The 884-nt window shown below is 65.2% G+C and carries 2 protein-coding genes; one reads left to right on the top strand and one right to left on the bottom strand.

Annotation, left to right across the window (positions count from 1 at the left end; genetic code table 11):
* A partial coding sequence (locus tag P1J78_RS25015) for a helix-turn-helix domain-containing protein (protein ID WP_374213429.1) occupies positions 1 to 369 on the top strand: 369 nt, incomplete at its 5' end.
* 197 nt (positions 370 to 566) lie between these two features.
* Here the strand turns inward: P1J78_RS25015 and P1J78_RS25010 are convergent.
* Positions 567 to 884: transposase (locus P1J78_RS25010; protein WP_275570082.1), on the bottom strand; the 318-nt coding region annotated here is incomplete at its 5' end.

Here is an 884-nt window from a genome sequence, read left to right as displayed (position 1 = left end):
GAAGAAGGGTTGAGCGGGCGCGCGGCGGCGTCGCGGCTCAAGCTGTCGGCCTCGACCGGCACGCGATGGGCGCGGTCGGTGCGTATCAAGGGCCAGGCGGCTCCCGGGCCGCAGGGCCGCCCGAAAGGCAGCGGCAAGCTATCCCCTTACAGCGGGTTTTTCGAGGAACTGGTCACGCAGGACCCCGACATCACACTGTTTGAATTGCGCGATGCGCTGGCCGAGGCCGAAGGGGTTACGGTGCATCATTCCTCGATTGCCGACCTGCTGTCGAAGCTGGGTTATACGTACAAAAACGTATGGCCCGCCCCGTTGGCAAGTCGGTTTCTGCTGGCTCGGCTCGGTCGTGCACAAACGTATCCGGCATAGCGGCACATTGGCCGTCGCCATGATGGAGATCCGCGCGTCCTGGTCCTCATAAAAGACCCGGCATCGATGCGCCGTTTTTTGTACCAGGCTTCCAAGAACGCGGGCGTTCGACCCTTCCGGCCATCAACCTCCGATCGCCAACCTCATCGGTACACGGCACAGCCGCTGATGCGTGGCGCCGCGACCGGCTACTTCGCCTAAACCGTCGCGGCCACCGGGGCGGATGGCTCGAAGCGCACGCCGCGCCGCAGGCTCGCCCATGCGATCCGCGCGAGCTTCGCCGCCAGTGCCACGATCGCGACGTTACGATGCGCCCTCGCGAGCAGGCCGCGCAGCCATTTTCCAAGCGGTGTCGACTGCTTCGAGAGGCTTGGCATCGCGGCGCGCGCACCGTGGATCAGCAGCATGCGCAGGTATCTGTTCCCTCTCTTGGTAATGTCGAGCAACCGCGGCTTGCCGCCGGTCGTCATTTGTCGCGGCACAAGCCCGAGGGTAGTGCCCCACGGGGTGGTGTA

It is taken from the genome of Psychromarinibacter sediminicola (genome assembly GCF_029168335.1).
Lineage (GTDB): Bacteria > Pseudomonadota > Alphaproteobacteria > Rhodobacterales > Rhodobacteraceae > Psychromarinibacter > Psychromarinibacter sediminicola.
Note: the sequence above shows the minus strand (reverse complement) of the source record. Positions and strands in the feature narration are given on the sequence as shown.